Source organism: Acinetobacter sp. 8I-beige (genome assembly GCF_902505955.1).
GTDB lineage: Bacteria > Pseudomonadota > Gammaproteobacteria > Pseudomonadales > Moraxellaceae > Acinetobacter > Acinetobacter johnsonii.
In genome coordinates this window covers 880,523-900,848 of record NZ_LR732792.1, presented here as the reverse complement: position 1 = coordinate 900,848, position 20,326 = coordinate 880,523, and the positions used below count along the sequence as shown (strand labels likewise).

General features: G+C 41.2%; 16 protein-coding genes, 4 tRNA genes and 2 pseudogenes. 14 read left to right on the top strand and 8 right to left on the bottom strand.

Going from position 1 to position 20,326, the window contains the following annotated elements:
• Nucleotides 1-21 precede the first annotated feature (21 nt).
• The 7 genes from GVX98_RS14680 (at nt 22) to GVX98_RS14650 (ending at nt 3,519) form a co-directional block, all read left to right on the top strand.
• Nucleotides 22-369 carry a hypothetical protein gene (locus GVX98_RS14680; protein ID WP_004983653.1) on the top strand — a complete coding sequence of 116 codons (348 nt, stop codon included), beginning with the start codon at nt 22-24 and terminating at the stop codon, nt 367-369.
• Between the two features lie 157 nt (nt 370-526).
• The gene (gene argJ, locus GVX98_RS14675) at nt 527-1,747 is read left to right on the top strand and encodes a bifunctional glutamate N-acetyltransferase/amino-acid acetyltransferase ArgJ (RefSeq protein WP_159128487.1); all 1,221 of its coding nucleotides are present in this window, start codon (nt 527-529) and stop codon (nt 1,745-1,747) included.
• 145 nt (nt 1,748-1,892) lie between these two features.
• Nucleotides 1,893-2,960 (top strand): quinolinate synthase NadA, encoded by a 1,068-nt coding sequence (gene nadA / locus GVX98_RS14670; protein WP_151836119.1) that lies wholly within the window; start codon nt 1,893-1,895, stop codon nt 2,958-2,960.
• Nucleotides 2,961-3,113: 153 nt separating this feature from the next.
• Nucleotides 3,114-3,190, top strand: a tRNA-Pro gene (locus tag GVX98_RS14665).
• Nucleotides 3,191-3,236: 46 nt separating this feature from the next.
• Nucleotides 3,237-3,313, top strand: a tRNA-Arg gene (locus tag GVX98_RS14660).
• Nucleotides 3,314-3,348: 35 nt separating this feature from the next.
• Nucleotides 3,349-3,424: transfer RNA gene (locus GVX98_RS14655), tRNA-His, on the top strand.
• An 18-nt stretch (nt 3,425-3,442) separates the two neighbouring features.
• Nucleotides 3,443-3,519, top strand: a tRNA-Pro gene (locus tag GVX98_RS14650).
• A 121-nt stretch (nt 3,520-3,640) separates the two neighbouring features.
• On the opposite strand, the gene GVX98_RS14645 is transcribed toward GVX98_RS14650, so the two are convergent.
• From GVX98_RS14645 to GVX98_RS14635, 3 genes are read right to left on the bottom strand one after another with little or no spacing between them, the layout of a single operon-like run.
• Complete coding sequence (locus tag GVX98_RS14645) at nt 3,641-4,120, bottom strand: OmpA family protein (RefSeq protein ID WP_159128486.1); 480 nt, start codon at nt 4,118-4,120, stop codon at nt 3,641-3,643.
• Nucleotides 4,114-5,352: a sensor domain-containing diguanylate cyclase gene (locus GVX98_RS14640; RefSeq protein ID WP_159128485.1), complete on the bottom strand. Its 1,239-nt coding sequence runs from the start codon at nt 5,350-5,352 to the stop codon at nt 4,114-4,116. Before GVX98_RS14640 ends, GVX98_RS14645 begins: the two co-directional genes overlap by 7 nt.
• Nucleotides 5,353-5,356: 4 nt before the next feature.
• Nucleotides 5,357-5,857, bottom strand: a complete 501-nt coding sequence (locus tag GVX98_RS14635) for a YfiR family protein (protein WP_159128484.1) — start codon at nt 5,855-5,857, stop codon at nt 5,357-5,359.
• Between the two features lie 438 nt (nt 5,858-6,295).
• Between GVX98_RS14635 and GVX98_RS14630 the strand changes: the two are divergent.
• Nucleotides 6,296-7,065, top strand: a pseudogene (locus tag GVX98_RS14630) (POTRA domain-containing protein); the annotation flags it as partial.
• A gap of 41 nt (nt 7,066-7,106) precedes the next feature.
• Here the strand turns inward: GVX98_RS14630 and GVX98_RS14625 are convergent.
• A pseudogene (locus GVX98_RS14625) lies at nt 7,107-7,319 on the bottom strand (IS3 family transposase); the annotation flags it as partial.
• 192 nt (nt 7,320-7,511) lie between these two features.
• Between GVX98_RS14625 and GVX98_RS14620 the strand changes: the two are divergent.
• Nucleotides 7,512-7,922: a hypothetical protein gene (locus tag GVX98_RS14620; protein WP_228716301.1), complete on the top strand. Its 411-nt coding sequence runs from the start codon at nt 7,512-7,514 to the stop codon at nt 7,920-7,922.
• A 552-nt stretch (nt 7,923-8,474) separates the two neighbouring features.
• On the opposite strand, the gene GVX98_RS14615 is transcribed toward GVX98_RS14620, so the two are convergent.
• The 3 genes from GVX98_RS14615 to GVX98_RS14605 form a co-directional block, all read right to left on the bottom strand.
• The gene (locus GVX98_RS14615) at nt 8,475-9,758 is read right to left on the bottom strand and encodes a ribonucleotide-diphosphate reductase subunit beta (protein ID WP_159128482.1); all 1,284 of its coding nucleotides are present in this window, start codon (nt 9,756-9,758) and stop codon (nt 8,475-8,477) included.
• A 399-nt stretch (nt 9,759-10,157) separates the two neighbouring features.
• The gene (locus GVX98_RS14610) at nt 10,158-10,331 is read right to left on the bottom strand and encodes a hypothetical protein (protein WP_159128481.1); all 174 of its coding nucleotides are present in this window, start codon (nt 10,329-10,331) and stop codon (nt 10,158-10,160) included.
• A 132-nt stretch (nt 10,332-10,463) separates the two neighbouring features.
• Nucleotides 10,464-13,295, bottom strand: a complete 2,832-nt coding sequence (locus tag GVX98_RS14605) for a ribonucleoside-diphosphate reductase subunit alpha (RefSeq protein WP_004695373.1) — start codon at nt 13,293-13,295, stop codon at nt 10,464-10,466.
• Nucleotides 13,296-13,890: 595 nt separating this feature from the next.
• Between GVX98_RS14605 and bfmR the strand changes: the two genes are divergently transcribed.
• The gene (bfmR, locus tag GVX98_RS14600) at nt 13,891-14,607 is read left to right on the top strand and encodes a response regulator transcription factor BfmR (protein WP_004695375.1); all 717 of its coding nucleotides are present in this window, start codon (nt 13,891-13,893) and stop codon (nt 14,605-14,607) included.
• A 36-nt stretch (nt 14,608-14,643) separates the two neighbouring features.
• Entirely contained in the window at nt 14,644-16,308 is a 1,665-nt protein-coding gene (gene bfmS, locus GVX98_RS14595; RefSeq protein WP_159128480.1) for a sensor histidine kinase BfmS, read from the top strand.
• Nucleotides 16,309-16,357: 49 nt separating this feature from the next.
• Here the strand turns inward: bfmS and GVX98_RS14590 are convergent, their stop codons facing one another.
• Nucleotides 16,358-16,714 carry a hypothetical protein gene (locus GVX98_RS14590; RefSeq protein WP_004695379.1) on the bottom strand — a complete coding sequence of 119 codons (357 nt, stop codon included), beginning with the start codon at nt 16,712-16,714 and terminating at the stop codon, nt 16,358-16,360.
• A gap of 491 nt (nt 16,715-17,205) precedes the next feature.
• Here GVX98_RS14590 and GVX98_RS14585 point away from each other — a divergent pair, with 491 nt between their 5' ends.
• The 3 genes from GVX98_RS14585 to nuoC all read left to right on the top strand — a co-directional run bounded on the left by GVX98_RS14585 (nt 17,206) and on the right by nuoC (nt 20,314).
• Entirely contained in the window at nt 17,206-17,754 is a 549-nt protein-coding gene (locus tag GVX98_RS14585; protein WP_004695380.1) for an NADH-quinone oxidoreductase subunit A, read from the top strand.
• Between the two features lie 6 nt (nt 17,755-17,760).
• Nucleotides 17,761-18,438 (top strand): NADH-quinone oxidoreductase subunit B family protein, encoded by a 678-nt coding sequence (locus GVX98_RS14580; protein ID WP_004695382.1) that lies wholly within the window; start codon nt 17,761-17,763, stop codon nt 18,436-18,438.
• Between the two features lie 88 nt (nt 18,439-18,526).
• Nucleotides 18,527-20,314 (top strand): NADH-quinone oxidoreductase subunit C/D, encoded by a 1,788-nt coding sequence (gene nuoC / locus GVX98_RS14575; RefSeq protein WP_078426486.1) that lies wholly within the window; start codon nt 18,527-18,529, stop codon nt 20,312-20,314.
• Nucleotides 20,315-20,326: the final 12 nt, after the last annotated feature.

Genomic DNA, 20,326 nt, shown 5'->3' with positions numbered 1-20,326 from the left:
AACCTCTAAAGTGGAAAGACAATGAAAAAAGTATTAAAACCAATCATGATTGTAGCTTTAGCGCTTCCAACTTTTGCATTTGCAGATACCACTACCGCAGCTAAAGTTCAACAAGCGCGCGGTGCAACCACAGCACCTGCGGCACAAGCCAATGGCAATATTACAGTACAAAGTCCGCGTACAGGTATTCGTTATACCTTTGCTAATCCAAATCAACGTCCAGTGGTTCTGCAAACGGCTGCTATTGCTCCTGTAAATGCAGCAACGGTGAACCGTATTGTGGCTTCAAACCCAGCGCTTTCTCCTGTAAGTCAAGAAAATGCTAAACAAGCGCTTTTGTCTAGCTCAGCACAGCTTGCTTCAAATTAATCAAATGCTACTGCATAAAACCAATCTTCGGATTGGTTTTTTTATGTCAAAAATGAGTGTGCATTGAAAAGTTAAAGCAAACAAAGTCTTCTGCTCGATTTTTTCTGAAAATTCTAATAAGCTGTGTTTTTTCTAACAAATGAATTGGACGTTTAAAATGCCAGTAGGTGACGTATCAATGCCACAAATGCACGTGGTGAAAGGGGTAAGAATCGGAACGGCTGAAGCTTATGTGCGCTATCAGAACCGACGTGATCTTGTCATTTTCGAATTTGCTGAAGGAACGAATGTTGCGGGTGTTTTCACTCAAAATGCATTCTGTGCAGCGCCCGTGCATGTGTCAAAAGCGCACTTACAAGTGGCGAATCCGCGCTACCTCATTATTAATACTGGCAATGCCAATGCAGGTACAGGCAAAACGGGTATGCTGAATGCTGAGCGTACTTGTGCACAGTTGGCTGAGCTTGCCGGTGTGCAAGCAACGGAAGTGTTACCGTTTTCAACAGGGGTGATTGGTGAACAATTGCCGTTGGAGCGTTTGTTAAATGGATTACAGCCTGCATTAAATAGTTTGCGTGCTGATGCTTGGGGTGATGCTGCTACTGGGATTATGACGACTGACACCACACCGAAAGGCGCATCTGAGCAATTCGAATTGGATGGCGTCACGTATACCATGACGGGTATTTCTAAGGGTGCAGGCATGATTCGTCCCAACATGGCAACGATGTTGGGCTATGTTGCAACCGATGCACCTATCAGTCGCGAGTTGGTTCAGCAACTGTTGAGCGAAACGGTTAATGTTTCGTTCAACCGAATTACCATTGACGGTGATACTTCAACCAATGACTCCTGTATCTTTGCGGCTACGGGTCAAGCGGGTGGTGTTGAAATTAGCTCAGCCCAAGATGCACGCTATACCGTAGTGCTAGATGTACTCACGCGTATGATGAAACGTCTTGCACAACTAATTGTGCGTGATGGTGAAGGAGCAACCAAGTTTATTACGGTTGCTGTTGAAGGTGGGTATGACACGCAAGAATGCTGTGATATTGCTTATAGTATTGCGCATTCACCTTTGGTTAAAACCGCGATTTTTGCGTCAGATCCGAACTGGGGACGTATCTTGGCTGCGATTGGTTATGCTGAGGTTAAAAATTTAGATGTTGAAAAAATCCAAGTTTGGTTAGATGATGTGCAAATCTGTAAGGATGGTGGCGCGGCTGCCGATTACACGGAAGCGGAAGGTGCTCGTGTAATGTCACAAGCTGAAATGACCATTCGTGTAGATCTAGGACGCGGGGCAGCGAAAGACACAGTGTATACCTGTGACTTATCTTATGACTATGTAAAGATTAATGCGGATTATCGCTCTTAATCTTAACGAGTTTAAAAAAAGCCTCCTTTGGAGGCTTTTTTACCATAAGAACTTTTGAATGATTGGTCAAAAGCCGAGAAGCCATTTGGCCAATAAATTAAGTGCGGGACTTGCTTGCCGACAAGCATGAAGGGATGAATGAATGATGAACAATGCGACCAATTTAATTGCCAATGACGCAAAATCAATTGTGCAGGCTCATTTGGACCGTTTGGGTGAAACCAAAGACTCAAAGCTCAGTGAAGAACTGAAGCAAGAAAAATTTGCTTTAATCTTGGACGAGTTGAAAAAGCGCGATGCGGTATTGGTGGCGCACTACTATTGCGATCCTGAAGTGCAGGAATTGGCCGAGTTAAGTGGCGGATGTGTATCCGATTCATTGGAAATGGCCCGTTTTGGTCGTGATCATCCGGCATCGACCTTGGTGGTGGCGGGCGTTAAATTTATGGGGGAAACCTCAAAAATTTTATCACCGAATAAAACCATTCTGATGCCCACTTTAGAAGCTACATGTTCTTTAGATTTGGGTTGCCCTGTTGAAGAATTTAGTCAGTTTTGTGATGCCCATCCAGACCATACAGTAGTGGTCTATGCCAACACTTCAGCAGCCGTTAAAGCCCGTGCCGATTGGGTGGTGACTTCAAGTTGTGCGGTTGAAATTATTGAGCATCTAGACAGTTTAGGTGAAAAGATTATTTGGGCACCTGATCAGCATTTAGGCCGTTATATCCAAAAGAAAACAGGCGCAGACATGTTGCTTTGGGATGGTGCTTGTATTGTGCATGAAGAATTCCGTGCACGTGGCATTGCGCAAATGAAGGCGCTTTATCCTGATGCTGCGGTGCTGGTACATCCTGAGTCACCTGAGTCAGTGGTGGATGTTGCTGATGCTGTTGGAAGTACTTCACAGCTGATTAAAGCTGCGCAAACCTTACCCAATGAACGACTGATTGTGGCAACTGATCGGGGTATTTTCTACAAAATGCAACAAGCGGTGCCCAACAAAATTTTGGTTGAAGCACCAACAGCCGGAGAGGGTGCAACCTGTCGTTCTTGTGCACATTGTCCATGGATGGCAATGAATGAGCTGGATGGGATTTTAGAGGTATTGCAGCGTGGCGATCAGGAAATATTTGTAGACCCAGCACTTGCTGAGCGTGCGAAATTACCTTTAGATCGCATGTTGGATTTCAGTGCATCGCTAAAACGTTAAAATTTGTATAAAAAATGCCTGAAACGCTTGATTAATATACATTTGACGTGATTTTTTTATTTTTTTTAAATATAGGTGTTGACGTTATCAAGCGTCACGCCTAGAATGCACACCGTACCGAACGAGATGTTCGATACAAAAGCTGAGATGAATCGGAGCATAGCACAGCCTGGTAGTGCACCTGGTTTGGGACCAGGGGGTCGTAGGTTCGAATCCTACTGCTCCGACCAATTCTTCAAGGCAAGGTTATCCATAATACCTCGTATTATTGGTCATGCGCCTGTAGCTCAGTTGGATAGAGCATCCGCCTTCTAAGCGGATGGTCACAGGTTCGAATCCTGTCAGGCGCGCCATTGGGTAGCTTGGTATTAAGAACCGACACGTTATGGTGGATGTAGCTCAGTTGGTAGAGCCCTGGATTGTGATTCCAGTTGTCGCGGGTTCGAATCCCGTCATTCACCCCAACTTTAAAAAGTTGAAATCGGAGCATAGCACAGCCTGGTAGTGCACCTGGTTTGGGACCAGGGGGTCGTAGGTTCGAATCCTACTGCTCCGACCATTTATTGAAATGGTCGAGATAAAGATACCGCGTTAAGCGGTTTTTTTATGCCTGAAATTTAGCAAAGTACATAAAAAGCCTTCGTAACGAAGGCTAAAGATAAAACATAAAACAGAGACGTTTAAGGAATAATAATAATATTCACGCGACGATTTAGCGCTCGATTTTCCTCGCTCCTATTTTCTACCAGAGGTTGTGACGCACCGCGACCCATGCTCTGAATATTTTGAGTTTTAAACCCAGTTTCGATAAAAATCTGGCTAACTGTTGATGCACGTTTCTGCGAGAGTGTTTGATTATAGCTTGGGTCACCAATATTATCTGTATGTCCAACCACTTTAATTTTATTCAAATTATACTGCTGCAATTGTTTGGAAAGTGCTTCGAGTGCGGGTTTTTGAGAGGCTTGAATATCTGATTGGTCAAAGCCGAACAATAATTTTTCAGGCAGTCTCAGCGTCCAGCCTTCTTCGGTCAAGGTAAAGCCTTGTTTCTTCAGCATTCGCGCTTGTTTATAGTTGAGGTGCCCTAAACTGAGACAGCCAGATAAAGCAGTGATAAGACCTGCGATAAGCATAAATTTACAAAGATGTTTTAACATGAGGGTTCCTGATCAGGATTTAGGCAAGGTGTGATATACCACCCTTGAGCTAAGTTTTTGGCTTTATACATGGCATTGTCTGCTTCAGCAATCAAATCTTCAGGTGTTGTTGCACATTTTGAGAAAGCAACGCCAATACTGAAACTAAAATGAATCTGATGTTGATCAAAAGATAACGGTGCTTTACTGCATTCGATTAAATGCTCACAAATCAGTTCTAGGTGATCATAGTGTTTGATATTACGGAGCAGAATTGCAAACTCATCACCACCTAAGCGCGCTACCACATCGTGGCTTCTGACATTCTTTTTTAAGCGTTGAGCCATTTCTTTGAGCACTGCATCACCTGCTAAGTGCCCATACACATCATTAATGTTTTTAAAGTTATTGTTATCGATAAAAAAAAGAGCTGTCTGGTTTTTCTCTGGGTGCTCAAATTGATTGAACAAAATATTGTAAAAATAATGACGATTCGGGAGTTCGGTTAACTGATCATGCAATGCTTGATGTGATAACTGAGAGTTTTCGCTTTGTAGTTTTTCATTGGTGCGCTGCACCTTATCTAATAAATTATTAAATGCACCACTGATGACGCGAAATTCATAAATAGGCGATGATGGAAGACGTGCTTGATATTGAGTATCAAGATTAAGGCTTTCAACGGTATTGACCATGGGTTGAATTGAGTGCATTAGTTTTTGATATGTTGAATGTACCAACCACAACATAATCAACAGGATGACAAAAATCCCAGCGGAGAGACAAATCAAGAGCTGAAAGAAAAAGCTCATGAGTTGAGTGGCACTACCGTAAATAATCAATGTCCCGTACTGGTTGTTTTGATGTTTGATGGTGCGTGTCACAGGGTGTTTAAAGAAGACCTTATCAAACAGATTTTCCATCCATGCAAATTCAGGTGTCGGTTTGTATGCTTCGGCCAGTGGTTTCCCTTGCAGGTTGATGACTTGAATAGCACGAATTGGATATTGCTGAATATGATTGTTCAGTGTTTGCTGTAGCGTAATACGATCATTGAAAATGACAGCAGGTTGAATTTGCTCACTTAAGGTTGCGCTAAAAATATTAAGGCTTTGTTTGGCATAGGTATTCATGGTGTAGATGGAAATCACCACGAAAATAAAACTACAAATTCCAAGAGTAAGAGCAAAAATCAGCAATTGAGACTGACTAAAAATTTTTTGTAGGGAAGTATTAGAGCTTTTACGAAACATTGACTTAAGGCTCCGTAGATTTTGCTAATAATAAAACGCGTGGGTCAACACGCGCTTGTGACTGGGACAGGCTGGTAAAGTTTACCTTAAAGGAAGTTCGTGTTTTGTTTTGATATAAACAAAATGCGCTGCCTAATTCACATTCAGTATTGTTAGAGCTGAATGTTAGAGGAGCATCTTTTAGGTTATTTATAATATTTTGCTCTTCACGTGGTGTGTAGGTTGAGAAAAAAACAGCATTGCACATAACCTTATTCAATTCAGACAAACTGACCGCTTGAATTTGATATGCACTTTTGAGTTGCTGATTCGCTTGAATGAACTGATTGGATAATTGGTTGTTATTTAAAATGCATAAAGAAATGGGATTGGGAGTATTCCAACGTACATAGCTCAAAATCGTCAATGTGGTTGCGGGGAGATTTAGTTGTGGTTGTGCCTGCACCTGGGAAATCATTAAGCAGGACAAGAGAGTTAAATAAATTTTGTATTTAAAAGCTGTCATTATTCATTTTGCTTGGCAGCGAAAGTGAGCTTATTTTAACGAAAAATAAACAGTGATGGTTAAAATTGCTTTAATAATCGACAAAAATCACATTTTTGACCAAAAAATATGCGCTTGAAATAAAATAATAGAAAAAGGTGTTGCAAGGGATTAGAAATGCTGTAGAATGCACATCCATCGGCGGTGATGTTGATTAAAACTTGTTGAGAAACAAGGATTTAGCCCAAGCGGTAGAATCTGAAAGTCTTGAATAAGTTTAAAAATAATTAACAAAACCAGTTGACTTCTTCTTGAAAGAGAGTAGTATAGCCGACCTAGCTTGCTGATGACGAATCAGTAAGAAGATCATTAAGAGATTANATTGGTAGTAATTCAATAAAACTATCTTACACTATGTTCAATATGTATTTAAAAAAATAAAAAAACCAAATATTCATTATGTTAAGCTTATTAAGTTGTTCGGCTTATGCAGCTGACCCACAATTACGTCCAGACTTATAAATAGATGCCGTTCAGCGCCAGCAACAACGTGATGAAGCATTACAAAAGCAATTACAGCCCGAAGCTGTAGTGCAAACGGGATTAGAAAAACAACTTCAAACCCAAACATAACTGCAATATCTAAAATCAAACAGTGAAGATGTATGTTTGAAATTAAAAAATTTGTGTTGATGGGGGAGGATGCGCGTCAATTTACTTTTACTATGCGCCCCGTCACGCAAGTTGAACATAATCTCATTGGCCGATGTATTGGCGTACAAGATTTAAACCAAGCTTTAGATTTGATTCAAAACAGTATTATTAGTCATGGTTATGTCACTACCCGAATGCTGCTCCCTCAACAAAATATTGCCTCGGGTGAGATTAAACTACAAGTGATTGCTGGGAAGGTAGATCAAATTCAATTTGTTCAAGAGACGTCAAAGCGTGCTCATAAATTTAATGCCTTGCCTGTTTGCTCTGGGGATATTTTAAATATTCAGGATATTGAACAAGGCTTAGAAAACTTTAAACGTGTGCCGACTGTTGAGGCAGACTTTAAAATAAAACCCTCAGAGCAACGTAATCAACCTGGCTATAGTGATTTAGAACTGGGAAGGCAACAAACAAAACCCTACCGGATTCATTTAGGTGTTGATGATACAGGCTCAGATTCAACTGGGAAATCTCAAAGCACAGCAACCTTATCTTTAGACCATCTGTTTACTGATGTGTGCTGAAATTACAGGAGACTTCCACTTGGGAGATTCTATACAGCTAACTTGTAAAAGTCCTCTGCCATTTGATTCGGTGTTTTAAAATCTAACCCTTTTTGGATTCTTTGCTGATTATAAAATAGCTCTATGTATTTTATAATATCCGCTTTCGCTTCTTCTCTTGATTTATAGTTACAATGATGAATCAACTCATTTTTAAGTATTCCCCAGAAGCTTTCAATTGGGGCATTATCGTAACAATCTCCCCCGCTTACTCATTGAAAGGTTAATGGTAATGGATATCACAGCGCAAAATCGATAGAAGATTTAGAGGAAATATTAACTCATAAAAAGGTCGAAATTTTTTATAGCTGTCGAGGAGGAACTCAATATTTTATTGAAAACTCAGATAAAAAATCTAACTTCAACAGGTAAAATAATTAAATATGGAAAATAAATTGAATTTACAAATTATATTGGATGAAAAAAATTTAAAAATTGATAACTTAACTATTGATTTGGCTAATATTCATGCTTTAAATTTTTTCAAAAAAGAATCAATAAATGGCAAACAACACTACTTTTATAATCAACTAATTTATTTAAGTGATATGGTTGATTTGAAAGTATTTCTGAAAACAGAAAATATGATTTATATATTGTTTCAAACCACAGAGTTTTTTGAAAAAGACTTTCTTAACTCTAAGATTTTGAATAGATTCATGAAAAAATATAAATTAGAGCATAGTAATTTCTATGTAGAACATCTTACTAAAGTTATTTTGAATAAAGAAAATCACAAATGGAATTTAGTCGAGTTTACTTACGATCCCAAACAAGGCGATATTTCCATGAGTTTGGAGTTTTAAAACGTAATAATAAAAATTATGCTTTCTTATTTTTGTTCAAAGTGAGGTGTGAGTTAGTATAAGTTAATGAAATTTAATTTAAATAGAATATATATCTGTGAATGTCTAAAAGAAATCATAGTAAAAGAAATAGATTTAGGAAACTCTATTAGATCTTATAATGAAATGCCTGAGTGGCCCAAGAAAGATAGTAGATTCATTTTTTTAAATAACAAACTTGCCTCAAAATCATTGGTCAATATACCTTTATGGATCTTTGTAAGCATTAATAATGACATGCATTATACTTGGTATAATGAAATATATTGCGAGAAACATCATGATTTATTGACAGCTGGTGATATGTGATTTTGAATAAAACCATTAGTTTGTATTGTAAAAAAATGAAAGTATAAAAGTACGCTACTCTGGAAATTAGTGATGACCATCAAGAATATTTGTTTTCAATAAGTATGATCAAAGAGTTACCATAATTTGTTTCTAATAGAAAAAGGCTGCAAATAGCAGCCTTTTTCTATGACAACTGATGTGTCGTTCAACGCGTGTTTTACCTTACCAGCTCAACGCACCGCCAGTCTGATAATCTGTCACACGCGTTTCGAAGAAGTTCTTCTCTTTACGCAAGTCCATCATTTCAGACATCCACTGGAATGGATTGTTCACACCAGCAAACTGTTCAGGTAAACCTAACTGAGCCAGACGGCGATTACAGATGAATTTCAAGTATTCTTCCATCATCGCAGCATTCATACCCAATACACCACGTGGCATAGTGTCACGCGCATATTCGATTTCAAGCATCGTACCTTCAAGAATCATTTGAATGATTTCTTCTTGGAATTCAGCAGTCCACAAGCTTGGGTTTTCGATCTTGATTTGGTTAATCATATCGATACCAAAGTTCAAGTGCATCGACTCATCACGTAAGATGTATTGGAATTGCTCAGCAACACCATTCATCTTATTACGACGGCCCATCGACAAGATTTGGCTGAAACCACAGTAGAAGAAGATCCCTTCAAGTACGCAATAGAATGCGATCAAGTTACGCAGTAGAATTTGGTCGTTTTCAGGTGTACCCGTTTGGAAAGTAGGATCACTTAAAGACTGCGTATATTTCAAGCCCCAAGCCGCTTTACGCGCAACTGATGGAACTTCGCGGTACATGTTGAAGACTTCGCCTTCATCCATACCCAAAGATTCGATGCAGTATTGGTAAGCATGTGTATGAATCGCTTCTTCAAATGCTTGACGTAAAATGTATTGGCGACATTCAGGATTGGTAATGTGACGATAAATCGCCAAAACTAAATTATTAGCAACCAATGAGTCCGCAGTCGAGAAGAAACCCAAAGAACGCATAACAATGGTACGCTCATCTTCAGTTAAGCCATTTTCAGACTTCCAAAGCGCGATGTCATGGTTCATGTTCACTTCTTGTGGCATCCAGTGGTTTGCACAACCATCTAGATATTTCTGCCAAGCCCATTCGTATTTGAACGGTACAAGTTGGTTTAAGTCCGCACGACAGTTAATCATCGCTTTGTCGTCAACTTGTACACGTTGCGCACCCATTTCTAGTTCTTCTAGACCTGGAGCAACATCTAAACTTTCTAAGGCGTTAGATGCTCTTGCCAACGGATCGGCTGGATTTGTTGATCGGCTTCGAGGGGTTGAAGCGGGTTGTGCAGTTGCCACATTCTTCTGTGGTTGCTCTGCAGCAGATACCATCTGCGGATTAGCCGCTTTTTGCGGTTCGACGGGCGCAGACTTGTGTTCAGGTGCAGCCGGTTTTTGCGAATCATCTTCGAAATCGTCCCAACTTAGGATAGACATATCAATTCTCTCTACGTTGCTTTATATCTTTTATCGACATCCAGCAGTGCTGAGATGTCTTACTATACGCTTAATTTGTGAAAGCAAAATTAAGTTTTGCCAATCATTGTTCTAAAACTGTGCATAGAACGTGATTCTCACGACTTATTTTGCTTTCGCTTTTTGCTTTGGTTTGCTTTTACCCAAAAGTAGGCAATGGGCATATAAAACAAAACCACAAAGGAAATCACCAAGGTCGCAAGACCTAACATATAGTTATGTGTCATATGGAGCATGGTGAGTTCCTAGGTTGTCTTTAACTTTTTAATCACCCTAAATCCCGCTTTAAAAAGAGGGGGGACTCCTCAAATCCAATTGAATTTTTGGAAGCCCCTCTTTAGAAGAAGGGGGGATTTTTTATTAAGCAACTACTTGAGTAGTTGGCTTAAAGTTTTCAATATTTTGCTCATTTGTTTGATCTGTGAAGACAAATATAGCTGCTGAGCAAGGAAGTAAGCATGTATAGCAAAAGATTTGAATCTGTTTACGTACAATGCGAGCTTTCTTTTTAAAATCTTTTAACTTCTTCGACATGTTCGCTCCTAAAAGGAATCAATCATTACGAAGTAGCAAGAATGAGTTCTTATGCTAACCACTCATAAGAATCAACCATTGCTAATACCGCAATGAAGAGATAGATCTCGGTTGATTCCTAAATTGGTTAACTTACTGACAAGCCTCACAGTCTGGATTGTCAATTGAACATGCCATTGGCACTGGAGCTGCTTGACCGAAGCCTTCATCTTCAGCAACCACTTCTGGTTTAACTTCCTGAGCAACTGCTGCAACAGGCGCTGCCGTTACAGTTGCAGGTTTTACTGCATTCAATGCACCAGTGTTAATGGTCGATTTCTCAGCAGAAGTTGCACCTAAAGCTCGAAGGTAATACGTTGTTTTCAGACCACGTAACCAAGCCATTTTATAGGTCAAATCAAGTTTCTTACCGTTTGCACCAGAGATGTAAAGGTTTAAAGACTGCGCTTGATCGATCCATTTTTGACGACGTGATGCAGCATCCACAATCCAGCGTGGCTCAACTTCAAATGCCGTCGCGAAGATTGCTTTAAGCTCTTCAGGAATACGTGAAATCTTCTGAACTGAACCTTCAAAGTGTTTCAGATCATTCACCATCACAGAGTCCCACAGACCACGGTCTTTCAACGCACGTACTAGGTACGGGTTGATCACTGTGAATTCACCTGATAGGTTCGATTTTACATATAAGTTTTGGAATGTTGGCTCAATCGACTGAGACACACCACAAATGTTTGAAATGGTTGCAGTCGGTGCAATGGCCATCACGTTTGAGTTACGCATACCGTCTTTTTGAACTTTGGCACGTAAAGTGTCCCAGTCCAAACGTTGAGTGCGGTCAACTTCAAACATACGCTCAGGACGTGTTTTAGCCACAAGGTCTAGTGAGTCAATTGGCAGGATACCTTGATCCCACAGTGAACCTTTGAATGTCTCATAAGTACCACGTTCAACAGCCAAATCACTTGATGTTGAAATTGCGTAGTAGCTGATCACTTCCATCGATTCATCAGCAAAGTCTACTGCTGCATCAGAACCATAAGCGAGTTGCATTTCATACAGCGCATCTTGGAAGCCCATGATACCCATACCCACTGGGCGGTGTTTCAAGTTCGAGTTTTTCGCTTGTGGCACAGCATAGTAGTTAATGTCGATCACGTTATCGAGCATACGAACCGCTGTTTTTACTGTACGTGCAAGCTTTTCACGGTCTAACACACCACCTTGAACGTGTTGTACAAGGTTAATTGAACCTAAGTTACATACTGCAATTTCATCTTTGCTTGTGTTTAATGTGATTTCTGTACACAAGTTAGAAGAGTGAACTACGCCAACGTGTTGTTGTGGTGAACGTAAGTTACATACGTCTTTGAATGTGATCCACGGGTGACCTGTTTCAAACAACATCGACAGCATTTTGCGCCACAAATCTTTTGCACGGATTTTCTTGTGCAACATATTTGTTTCTTTCGCAATGGCTTCATAGTGTGCATAACGCTCAGCGAATTCTGCACCCATCAAGTCATGTAGATCTGGTGTTTCAGATGGCGTGAACAGTGTCCATTCAGCATCTTCAAAGACACGTTGCATAAACAAGTCAGGAACCCAGTTTGCGGTGTTCATGTCATGCGTACGGCGACGGTCATCACCGGTGTTTTTACGTAGCTCTAAGAATTCTTCGATGTCCAAGTGCCAAGTTTCAAGGTATGCACACACAGCACCTTTACGCTTACCACCTTGGTTTACCGCAACAGCAGTATCGTTCGCCACTTTAAGGAATGGAACTACACCTTGTGACTTACCGTTTGTACCTTTGATATATGAGTTCAAGGCACGAACTGGCGTCCAGTCATTACCTAAACCACCTGCCCATTTAGACAGCATTGCGTTATCACGCATAGCGCCATAAATGTCGTATAGGTCATCATCAATTGTCGTTAAATAACAGCTAGACAACTGTGGACGTAGCGTACCTGAGTTAAACAGGGTAGGTGTAGACGCCATGTAATCGAAGCTAGACAAGAGGTTGTAGAACTCGATTGCACGTTCTTCACGGTTTGCTTCGTTGAGTGAAAGACCCATCGAAACACGCATAAAGAATAATTGTGGCAATTCGAAACGTACGCCATCTGAGTGGATGAAGTAACGATCAAATAATGTTTGTAGACCTAAGTACGTAAATTGGTTTGAACGCTCTGGTTGAATCGCTGCGGCCAATTTCGCAAGGTCAAAGTTAAGAAGTTCTGGTGAAAGTAGGTCTAGCTCAATACCTTTCTTCAGGAAAGTTTCTAAAGCATCGCCTTCAGCTGTGTCTTCAGACAAGCCAAGGAAAGTTAAACCTGTTGCGACCAATTCATCACGAAGTAGGCGAGCCGTCACGTAGGTATAGTTTGGTTCTTGTTCGATACGTGTACGTGTTGCCATCATCATCGTGGTTGCGATGTCAGATGCTTTTACACCGTTGTAAAGGTTTTTGATGGTTTCATCGATGATCGCTTGAACATTAATGCCTTCTAAACCTTCAGCCGCTTTTGTTACAGTCGCTTCAAGCTTACGCATGTCAAGCGGTTGAAGCTGACCATTGGCGTCAGTGATTTGTAAGGTTGGGTGATGGTTTTCACCTGCTTGTTTACGAGCATCAGCACGTTGATCGCGGTAGATGACATACGCACGAGCAACTTTCTGTTCACCTGTACGCATCAGCGCAAGTTCAACTTGGTCTTGGATTTCTTCGATGTGAATTGTACCGCCAGAAGGTAGGCGGCGACTGAACGTATTTAATACCATCTCGGTAAGTTGAGAAATACGATCGTGGATGCGGCTTGAGTCAGCACTTTGTTGGCCTTCAACAGCCAAAAATGCCTTACCAATGGCAACAGAGATTTTTTCTGCGTCAAAGCTGGCAACATCTCCAGTGCGTTTAATCACCTGAATTTGACCAGGGGTTGAATTCGATACGCTCATGCTAGCATAGCTCCATTTTGTCATCTATTTTTATGTCTATGGACCGTTTGAACTGGGCAATTTTTATGCCACAGTGTTTGAGGTTTAAACACAAGACCTAGTGGTTTAAAAATTAATTGAACACAAGATACGGGAAAATTCAGGGTAGATCAATATTGACATTTTATTAAATATTTTGATCGATCTGGTCTCGAAAAGATCTCAAAAAGATCCCTTTTTTTTGATTCTTGTATTAAGCCTTATTAGACAAGGCGATAGCATAACAAAGCTAGGTTTAAGTACTTATAGATAACATTGTGGATAAGTTCAAAACAGACGAATGAGTGAGTTATAAACTGTTCAAACAGTGACTTGGTATGAAAAATCGCCATTTTGTAAAGAAACGTTTCTTTTGCTTTGGTTGGATATACAGCAAACGCGAGAAAGCGCTCATTTGGAGGCTGAAAAAATGTATAACAAAATGCTACTTTGATGTATCAGTTTGGTGAACAAGATCTTGTTTACAATGTAAACGTGTGTATATTGCAAAATATATCAGAGCGTATCCCTTGGATTTTAAAGGATACGTTAAGTCGTCAAAATAAAGGGGCACTCCATGAGCCAAGAAGAAAAGTTACCAAAAATTTTAATCGTAGAAGACGATGAGCGCCTAGCTCGCTTAACTCAAGAGTACCTGATCCGTAATGGTCTTGAGGTTGGGGTAGAACCCGATGGTAACCGTGCCATTCGCCGTATTATTGCAGAACAACCCGATATGGTGGTGTTGGATGTGATGCTTCCAGGTGCAGATGGTTTAACCATTTGCCGTGAAGTTCGTCCACATTATCATCAACCGATTTTGATGTTGACTGCACGTACCGAAGATATGGATCAAGTGCTTGGTCTAGAAATGGGTGCAGATGACTATGTAGCAAAACCAGTTCAGCCACGTGTTTTACTTGCACGTATTCGTGCCTTATTACGTCGTACTGACAAAGCACCTGAAGATGAAGTTGCACAGCGTATCGAATTTGATGATCTGGTGATCGATAACGGTGGTCGTTCAGTGACTTTAAATGGTGAGTTGGTTGACTTTACCAGCGCGGAATATGATTTATTGTGGTTATTGGCTTCAAATGCAGGTCGCATTCTTTCTCGTGAAGACATTTTCGAACGCTTACGTGGTATCGAATATGACGGTCAAGACCGTTCAATTGACGTGCGTATTTCGCGTATCCGTCCAAAAATTGGTGATGACCCTGAAAATCCAAAACGTATTAAAACGGTACGTAGTAAAGGCTACTTATTTGTAAAAGAAACCAATGGTCTTTAAGCCGTTTATTTGATTCGTTAAAACGGGACATTTTTAGTGTTCAAACACAGTATATTCTTGCGTATCTATGCTGGGCTGGTAGTGCTGGTCGCTATTGTTGCCCTCATGGGATATTTGCTTGTACAAATTATTAACTATCAGCGAGTGCAAGAATATCGCGAGTCTTTGACGGACGGGATTTCCTTTATTATTAGTGAAGGTGTATCCCGTCAGACCAATGCACAGCAAAAAGCAGACTGGATTTCAGATGCTTCAGATTTGCTTGAACTGCCGATTAATATGATCCCAGCCGATAAAGTGGATTTGAGTCGTGCAGAGTTAAAGCGGATCAGTGAGCGTAAAGCGGCTGTGCGTTATGATGCGCAAACGCAAGTGGCGTACCTGATCATTGGTCTAAAAGATGATCCGAATCATTTACTGTATATTAAAGTAGATAAAATTGGTGAGCTGCAAATGAAAGCACTCCCGATTTTTATCCTAGATTATCTGGTGTATTACCCAGGCCAAGAAGAAGAGTACTTGGAAAAAGTACAGAAACATTTCTCTTATCCTGTACAAATTGAAGAAGTACAAAATCTGGCTTTGGAGTCGGAGCAGATTGGTCGTTTGCGTTTAGATCATAGCGTGATCTTATATCGTGATAGTGCCTCTGTGCGTGGCACCACCATTTCTATTGTGTCTCCACCTTTACCAAGTTCACCGAGCAAGGTTTTGGTATTGGGTCCTGTACCTATTTTCAACTGGATGCCGTTTCAGCTCGCAGCAGGGATTACCTTGTTGAGCCTGTTTGTGCTGAGTTTAGGGGTGTATGGTTTGCTTGTGCCGATGCAGCGTAAGCTGCGTGAGGTCAATTACGGTTTAAACCGTATGAAAGCAGGTGATATGACCCTACGTTTGCCTGTTGACGGCACGGATGAAATGGCCAGTCTAGCAAATAGCTATAACAGCATGTCAGACCATATTCAGCGACTCATTGAGGCGCAGCGCGAACTGATGCGTGCGGTATCGCATGAACTTCGTACGCCCGTTGCTCGGATTCGTTTTGGTATGGAAATGCTGGCTGAAGAAGATGATTATGAATACCGTCTTCAGCAAGTCGATATGATTGATAAAGACATTGAGGCTTTAAATACCTTAATTGATGAAATCATGACCTACGCAAAGTTGGAGCAGGGCACACCATCACTCGATATTGAAAACATTGTATTGTTTGAAGTCTTAGATCAGGTGGTGGTTGAGACGGAAGCCTTAAAAACCCAGAAAGAAATTCATTTAAATGCTCCTCCTTTAACCTTAAAAGTTGAAGCTGAACGTCGTTATTTACACCGCGTGGTGCAGAACTTGGTTGGTAATGCGGTTCGTTATGGCGACCATCAGGTGCTGGTCAGTGGTGGTATTAATGACAGCGGTATGGCCTATGTTTGTGTTGAAGATGATGGGCCTGGTATTCCAGAAGATGAGCGAGAGCGTGTTTTTGAAGCATTCGCACGTTTGGATGATAGTCGGACTAGAGCATCGGGTGGCTATGGTTTAGGTTTGTCGATTGTGAGCCGAATTGCCTATTGGTTTGGTGGTAGCGTTAAAGTGGATCAGAGTCCAAGTCTCGGTGGTGCACGTTTTACTATGACGTGGCCAGCACATCGCTTTAGTAAGTCTAAAAAGAAGTATAGTGTTAAAGATAATACAGACTCAAAAAGCTAAGCATTAAAAAAGCACCGAATTTCGGTGCTTTTTTATTTTCTATGCTGACTTATTCTTGGATGCTGGCATCGGGAGAAATAATCTGTTTGCCTTGTTTTAGGCTTTCAAGCGCATCTGCATTAAAGTCAATCAATAATGAGTTGTTTTGCGTATCTATGCCATAACGGCTAATGAGCTTCTGATCACCATTAATCGTTTCAATTTTATATTCGTCCACAATATTCATAATGCCATCAAGGTTGGTGGTGGCTGAAGCTTTGTCTTGGCGAAAAAGTTCATAAATGTCGCGTAAATCAAAGATGGCGTTATTAGCATCAGGGTGTTTACGAACATAAGTTTCAACATGGCGAATAAGCAACTGGGCGAATAAAAAATAGTTAGGTTTATGGGTGAATTCCAGACTCATGTGGTGCTCCTTATTCTTTGTTGTTGGTTGTCTATATCAATAGCACAAGAAAAAGCCAAGTGCATTAATTGATTGGAGTGATTTGCAAAAAAATACAAAAAATATGAGTGACTTAATCTACTTTTGTACTTTTTAAATAAACAAAATGCAGCGGTTGTTGAGCTTAGTTTTTTAAACTGCTGATTGTGTGATTGTTATCGGAATGAGGTTGAAAAATGGTTTATAGGCTTTGTTTGAATGTCAAAATTTGGAAAAATAATAGAATAGTAGTGTTTTATTAGATAAAGCGATTGGTTTCGAAATAAAAGGGCTTTCATAGAAAAAATCTCAAAAAACGAAGAGAAATCATCCTAAAGACGAAGGTCTATAAGCTAGCAACTTACGTCAGCAATCGGGTACAATTGGCGGGATTAATTTTGTGTTTGGTGTATTTGAAGGCCAATACATGCATTCTTTGTTAATAAATTAGGCCTGCCAGGAGTTATCCCCGCATGAGTGCCATTACTCCATACGAATGGGCAATTATTGCCTTCGTGATCGGCGTTACATTTCTTTGCGTCTTTATGCTTACTGTCCCATTACTCCTTGGGGGTAAGTCATGGGGCCGTGCAAAGCAAGAGCAATTTGAATCAGGTGTGGTTGGTGCTGGTGGCGCACGTATCCGCCTGTCAGCAAAGTTCTATTTGGTTGCAATCTTCTTCGTCGTATTCGACTTAGAGGCGCTTTACCTTTACGCATGGGCTACATCGGTTCGTGAAGTGGGTTGGGTGGGTTTCACCACTGCAGCAGTATTTATTTTAGTTTTACTCGTTGGTTTGGTTTATGAGTTGTCTACCGGTGCGCTTAACTGGTCGCCTTCTGACAAACGTAAAGCAGCAGGGATTAAACCTAAAGTTGGTTCTCCAAATATGAATCTTGCAGAAATCACTCGCTTTAATTCAATTGAAGAGTTGGTTATGGACCCTACAGGTCAAATCCCAGCTCAATCATCTGGTCGTGTGAAAGATAAGTCACCGGCTAAATCGTCTGATAAGGAGTAACTCGGGATGAAATATACATTAACCCGTGCGAATCCGGATGCTGATCAATATCCACTTCAAGAGCGTCAAATCGTAACGGATCCGCTTGAAGAAGAAGTGAATAAAAATGTGTTCATGACTCGTTTAGAGGACGTGGCACATACAGCAGTGAACTGGGGTCGTAAGAACTCAGTTTGGCCGTTTAACTTTGGTACATCTTGCTGCTACGTAGAGTATGCAACGACTTTAACTGGCGTGCATGACTTGTCGCGTTTCGGTGCCGAAGTAATCCGTGCTTCACCTCGTCAGGCTGACTTGATGATTGTTGCAGGTACATGTTTCGTCAAAATGGCTCCAGTTATTCAACGTTTATATGAACAAATGTTGGAACCGAAGTGGGTTATTTCAATGGGCGCATGTGCAAACTCTGGCGGTATGTACGATATTTATTCAGTTGTACAAGGTGTGGATAAAATCATCCCAGTTGATGTTTATATTCCAGGTTGCCCCCCACGCCCAGAGGCATTAATCCAAGCATTAATGTTGTTACAAGACCAAATTCAATTAGAGCGCCGTCCACTTTCTGCCGTGATTGGTGATGATCTTAAGCCAGTGTATAAGCCAAAGATGATGCCAGAACGTGACCGTAAGAATGCTGAACGTATTGCAGTGAAAAACTTACGCTCTATGGATGAAATTAAATAATTTAAACGACAGTTGTTTTGATGCACCCGGTCTGGGTGTAGTTGTCGTTTAGGTTGAATGAATTTGTATTAAATAGGAAGCCAAGCCAATGGCTGAAACTGAAAACGCTATGCCAGAGTCAGCGCAAGTTGATTCACGCCCAGCATTTGCAATTGTAGAAGAGCTCAAAACCAAATTTGGCGAGAACTTCTATGTGCAAACGACTTTTGAAGACTTTCCAACGGTCTGGGTTGAGCGCGCGCGCGTACAAGAAGTTTTAATGTTCTTGCGTACAGTGTCACGTCCATACGTGATGTTGTTTGACTTGTCTGCGGTAGATGAACGTTTACGTACACACCGCGACGGTTTGCCTGCGTCTGACTTTACTGTGTTCTATCATTTATTATCGCTTGAGCGTAATAGTGATATTCGTATCAAAGTTGCATTGAATGAAAATGATGTAAATCTTCCAACTGCAACCAACATTTGGCCAAATGCCAACTGGTACGAACGTGAAGCTTACGATATGTTCGGGATCAATTTCGAAGGGCATCCAATGCTCCGTCGTATTTTGTTGCCGACCTATTGGGAAGGTCACCCTCTTCGTAAAGAATACTCTGCACGTGCGACTGAATATACACCGTATATGCAGAACCAAGCGAAGCAGGATTACGAACAGGAACACCTTCGTTTCGTACCCGAAGATTGGGGTATGAAGCGCGGTAATGACGACGAAGACTTCATGTTCTTGAACTTAGGTCCGAACCACCCATCTGCGCACGGTGCTTTCCGTATCATTTTGCAGCTGGACGGTGAAGAAGTGAAAGACTGTGTACCTGATATCGGTTATCACCACCGTGGTGTGGAAAAGATGGCTGAACGTCAAACGTGGCATTCTTTCATTCCGTATACCGACCGTGTCGACTACTTAGGTGGTTGTGCACAAAACATGCCTTATGTGATGGGTGTGGAGCAAATGGCGGGTATTACTGTACCTGACCGCGCGCAATGTATCCGTGTCATGATGTCTGAATTGTTCCGTATCAATAACCACTTATTGTATATCGGTACTGCGATTCAAGATGCCGGCGGTATGACGCCTGTGTTCTACATGTTTGCGGATCGTCAAAAAATCTATGACGCGATTGAAGCGATCACCGGTTACCGTATGCACCCAGCATGGTTCCGTATCGGTGGTACGGCACACGATTTGCCAAACAACTGGCAGCACTTGATTCGTGAAATCCTAGATTGGATGCCGAAGCGTATGAATGAATACTATACAGCTGCATTACGCAACTCAGTATTTATTGGTCGTACCCGTAACGTAGCTCAATATGATGCAAAATCTGCGTTGGCTTGGGGCGTGACTGGTACAGGTCTGCGTGCAACAGGTATTGATTTCGACGTTCGTAAATATCGCCCGTACAGTGGCTATGAAAACTACGACTTCGACATCCCACTTGAGTACGAAGGCGATGCATATGCACGTGTGATGGTTCACTTCCGTGAAATTGAAGAATCACTTAAAATCGTGAAGCAATGTTTAGACAACATGCCTTCAGGTGCGTACAAAGCAGATCACCCATTGGCTGTTCCACCACCAAAAGACAAGACTTTACAAGACATTGAAACCTTGATTACGCACTTCTTAAGCGTATCTTGGGGTCCAGTCATGCCTGCAGGTGAAGCATCTGTGATGGCGGAAGTGGTAAAAGGTGCGTCGAACTACTACTTGACTTCAGACAAGTCAACCATGAGTTACCGTACCCGTATTCGTACACCGACCTTCACGCATTTACAGCAAATGCCTTCTGTGATTAACGGCAGCTTAATGTCTGACTTGATCATTTATTTAGCGACTATTGATGTCGTTATGGCTGACGTGGATCGCTAAGGGGTAAACGCA

Coding starts and splice junctions, on each gene's coding strand:
- GVX98_RS14585 (WP_004695380.1), top strand. CDS start 17,206: ATGAGTGCCATTACTCCATACGAATGGGCAATTATTGCCTTCGTGATC.
- argJ (WP_159128487.1), top strand. CDS start 527: ATGCCAGTAGGTGACGTATCAATGCCACAAATGCACGTGGTGAAAGGG.
- GVX98_RS14615 (WP_159128482.1), bottom strand. CDS start 9,758: ATGTCTATCCTAAGTTGGGACGATTTCGAAGATGATTCGCAAAAACCG.
- nuoC (WP_078426486.1), top strand. CDS start 18,527: ATGGCTGAAACTGAAAACGCTATGCCAGAGTCAGCGCAAGTTGATTCA.
- GVX98_RS14645 (WP_159128486.1), bottom strand. CDS start 4,120: ATGTTAAAACATCTTTGTAAATTTATGCTTATCGCAGGTCTTATCACT.
- nadA (WP_151836119.1), top strand. CDS start 1,893: ATGAACAATGCGACCAATTTAATTGCCAATGACGCAAAATCAATTGTG.
- bfmR (WP_004695375.1), top strand. CDS start 13,891: ATGAGCCAAGAAGAAAAGTTACCAAAAATTTTAATCGTAGAAGACGAT.
- GVX98_RS14640 (WP_159128485.1), bottom strand. CDS start 5,352: ATGTTTCGTAAAAGCTCTAATACTTCCCTACAAAAAATTTTTAGTCAG.
- GVX98_RS14680 (WP_004983653.1), top strand. CDS start 22: ATGAAAAAAGTATTAAAACCAATCATGATTGTAGCTTTAGCGCTTCCA.
- GVX98_RS14605 (WP_004695373.1), bottom strand. CDS start 13,295: ATGAGCGTATCGAATTCAACCCCTGGTCAAATTCAGGTGATTAAACGC.
- GVX98_RS14635 (WP_159128484.1), bottom strand. CDS start 5,857: ATGACAGCTTTTAAATACAAAATTTATTTAACTCTCTTGTCCTGCTTA.
- GVX98_RS14590 (WP_004695379.1), bottom strand. CDS start 16,714: ATGAGTCTGGAATTCACCCATAAACCTAACTATTTTTTATTCGCCCAG.
- GVX98_RS14610 (WP_159128481.1), bottom strand. CDS start 10,331: ATGTCGAAGAAGTTAAAAGATTTTAAAAAGAAAGCTCGCATTGTACGT.
- GVX98_RS14580 (WP_004695382.1), top strand. CDS start 17,761: ATGAAATATACATTAACCCGTGCGAATCCGGATGCTGATCAATATCCA.